Origin of the sequence: Candidatus Aeolococcus gillhamiae (assembly GCF_016464765.1) — a bacterium.
Classification (GTDB): domain Bacteria; phylum Chloroflexota; class Dormibacteria; order Aeolococcales; family Aeolococcaceae; genus Aeolococcus; species Aeolococcus gillhamiae.
This window is the reverse complement of the sequence record NZ_JAEKNS010000049.1, coordinates 1-2,856: the sequence shown is the minus strand read 5'-3', so window position 1 is coordinate 2,856 and position 2,856 is coordinate 1. Positions and strand designations below refer to the sequence as shown.

General features: G+C 68.8%; 4 protein-coding genes. 3 read left to right on the top strand and 1 reads right to left on the bottom strand.

Annotated elements, in window-relative coordinates; all coding sequences use genetic code 11:
• From JF886_RS04290 to JF886_RS04280, 3 genes are all read left to right on the top strand, one after another.
• Positions 1–193, top strand: a 193-nt coding sequence (locus JF886_RS04290) for a SufD family Fe-S cluster assembly protein (RefSeq protein WP_337309955.1), incomplete at its 5' end; no start/stop codon positions are given.
• The gene (locus tag JF886_RS04285) at positions 190–405 is read left to right on the top strand and encodes a hypothetical protein (protein ID WP_337309953.1); all 216 of its coding nucleotides are present in this window, start codon (positions 190–192) and stop codon (positions 403–405) included. The genes JF886_RS04290 and JF886_RS04285, both read left to right, overlap by 4 nt.
• A gap of 85 nt (positions 406–490) precedes the next feature.
• Positions 491–1,132 (top strand): class I SAM-dependent methyltransferase, encoded by a 642-nt coding sequence (locus JF886_RS04280; RefSeq protein WP_337309951.1) that lies wholly within the window; start codon positions 491–493, stop codon positions 1,130–1,132.
• A gap of 211 nt (positions 1,133–1,343) precedes the next feature.
• Here the strand turns inward: JF886_RS04280 and JF886_RS04275 are convergent, their stop codons facing one another.
• On the bottom strand, positions 1,344–2,414 hold the full coding sequence (locus tag JF886_RS04275) for an integrase core domain-containing protein (RefSeq protein WP_337309949.1): 1,071 nt from the start codon (positions 2,412–2,414) through the stop codon (positions 1,344–1,346).
• Between the last annotated feature and the right edge of the window lie 442 nt (positions 2,415–2,856).

Sequence of the window (2,856 nt, the reverse complement as noted above, 5' to 3'; positions counted from 1 at the left end):
TCACGAGGCGTCGGTGAGCAAGGTGGGCGAGGACCAGATCTTCTACCTGACCTCGCGCGGCATCGACGAGCAAGAGGCCACAGCGCTGATCGTCAACGGCTTCTTCGAGCCCTTCGTCAAGGAGCTGCCGATGGAGTACGCGGTCGAGCTCAACCGCCTGCTGGCGCTCTCCATGGAGGGGTCGGTCGGGTGATCACCGGCGCCGGGGTCGCCGCGCCGGACGCGCCGGCGTTCGCGGGGGTGGTCGAGGAACGCATCGCCAGCAGCGAGGGCTGGCTGCGCGACCGCCGTCGCGCCGCCTGGGACGCGTTCACCGCCATGCCGATGCCCTCCTCGCAGCGCCACGAGGACTGGCGCGGGCCGCCTCGACCCGGCCGACGCCGTGGTGGAGGCGGCAATGGCTGATGCGCCCGGACCTCTGGTGTGGAAACACGGGCTGCAGGCTTAGCGGAGCCCCGTGCATCTTCCCTTCAGTGGCCTGCGACGAGTCATGGACCTTCGGCCTCGCAGCACCCGCGGTGAGGACTTCGACGCCGCCTTCGAAGCGCGCGCGCGCCACGGAATGGATGTGCACGGTGAGGCACGTTTCGTAGCGTCACTCGGCGTGCGGAGCGTCCTCGACGCGGGTTGTGGCACCGGTCGGATGGCAATCGAGCTCGCCCGTAGTGGACTCGATGTCGTCGGCGTCGACGTCGACCCGTCGATGCTCGACGTTGCCCGGCGCAAGGCACCCCACCTGGAATGGGCGCTCGAGGACCTTGCCACCCTCCATCTCGTGGACAGGCAGGGGCGGAACCGCCGCTTCGACGCCGCCGTGATGGCGGGCAATGTCATGCTGTTCGTGCGACGTGGCACGGAGGCCGCGGTCGTCGCCGCCCTGGCCACGCACCTTCAGCCTGGCGGACTGCTGGTCGCTGGCTTCGAGCTCGACGCCGGCCGGCTCACGTGGGCCGCGTACGACATGCTGTGTGCGCGGGCAGGGCTTCGGTTGCAGGAGCGGTGGTCAACGTGGGACCGGGACGCGTGGACGGCGGCCAGCGGCTTCGCCGTGTCGATCCACCGCCTCGACGAGGCGCCTGAGCCGTTCTCGGATCGGAGTGCCGAAGAAGCGACGCAAACCTACCTCGCATAGCCCGGGACTGAGGGCTCACCGGAACTTGTCGCGACTCTGACGAGGACCCCTGCGACGACGGGCGACAGACAATCTGACCCCGGAACGGGCTGAACTCATGGTCACGCCGGATGGCGGCGTCATGGGCGAGCTTGTCGGTGCGCCCGAGCACGGAGCGGGTGTCGCGCAGCAGGGCGGCGACCTGTGGGTGCCGAAAACCTGAATTCGATCATCAGGCGGCGATCTCGTACTCGTGGAGGAGGCCACCCAGCCGGTCACGCCGCCGAACCGCGCTGAGGTCAAGGACGCCGGATCCGTGTGGCACGGCACGGGTCGGGGCGCGCTGCTCAAGGGAGCGGTGCGGTCGATGGGTGTTGTAGTGCTCGACGTAGATCTGCAGCACACGTTCGAGGTGGCGCTGGCCGACGATGAGCATCCGGTCCAGGCACTCTCGGCGCAGGCTGCCGAACCAGCGCTCCATGATCGCGTTCGCCCGGGGGGCGCGCACCGGGGTGCGGAGGATCCGGACGCCCTCCGAGCGGAACACCTCATCGAACGCCGCGCTGAACTTCGAGTCCCGGTCCCGGATGAGGAAGCGCACCGGCGCCGCGCGATCAGTGAACACGCTGATGACGTTGCGGGCCTGTTGGGTCACCCACGCGCCGGTTGGGTGCGCGGTCACCCCCGCGACATGCACGATCCGTGTCTGCAGCTCGATGAACACGAGCACGTAGAGCCGGCGGAAGAAGACCGTGTCCACGGTGACGAAGTCGCAGGCAATGATCCCGGTGGCCTGCGCCCGGAGGAACGCGCGCCAGGTCTCCGAGGCGCGCCGCGGCGACGGCCGCACACCCGCGCGTCGCAGCACCTGCCACACCGTCGAGGCGGCGACCCGGATGCCAAGCCGGGCGAGTTCGCCCTGAACGCGCCGGTAGCCCCAGGTCGGGTTCTCCCGCGCCAGCCGTACGATCAACTCTGCCATCCTGGCCTCGACGGGTGGGCGACCTGGGCCACGTTGGGCATAGGTCCAGCGGCGAGCCAGCGCGTCGCGATGCCAGCGGCGCACCGTCGCCGGACAGACGATCAGGCTGGCCCACCGTTCCCGCGGAAGCAGCCGCGCCAGCGCGGCGAGCAACGCCCGATCGGCCGGGCGGAAGCGCGGCCGGGACACCTGCCGGCGCAGCACCGCGACCTCGTGGCGCAGCACCAGTAGCTCGATCTCGTTGGCGACCTCGCGCCGCCCGCGCAGCACGATCAACTCCAGGAGGCGGCGGAGCATCCAGTAGCAGAGGGACATGACCATTCGTCGATCCTGCCGGATCCCCGTTCAGCGGGCGCGGCCCCAGCACATCGAACGTGGACGGGATTGTCGGCACCCACACGCTACTCTCCGGCTAGATGCCGTGGTCAAACCATGACCGCAGCGGCTATCCCAGTATTCAAATCGTGGAGTGGAGCGGGAGACCGGGCTCGAACCGGCGACCCTTACCTCGGCAAGGTAGCGTTCTTAGTCTGTATTCGGGAGGGGTCGAAAAAGGCCTCAAGACGACTACTCACCCCCAATTCCCACGGGGCTCCACGCCGGTCCGACGGGGATCCAATCTGGTCAAGTCCCCTGTAGTGGTGTGAATTCGATGGAGTTCTCACAGCGTCGGTGAGCTAGGCGGCGATGCCTCCGGTGAGCGGGTTGGTGAGCAACGGCGGGCCCTCGGGATTGAGCAGCCGGGCCATGGACTGCTGGCTGA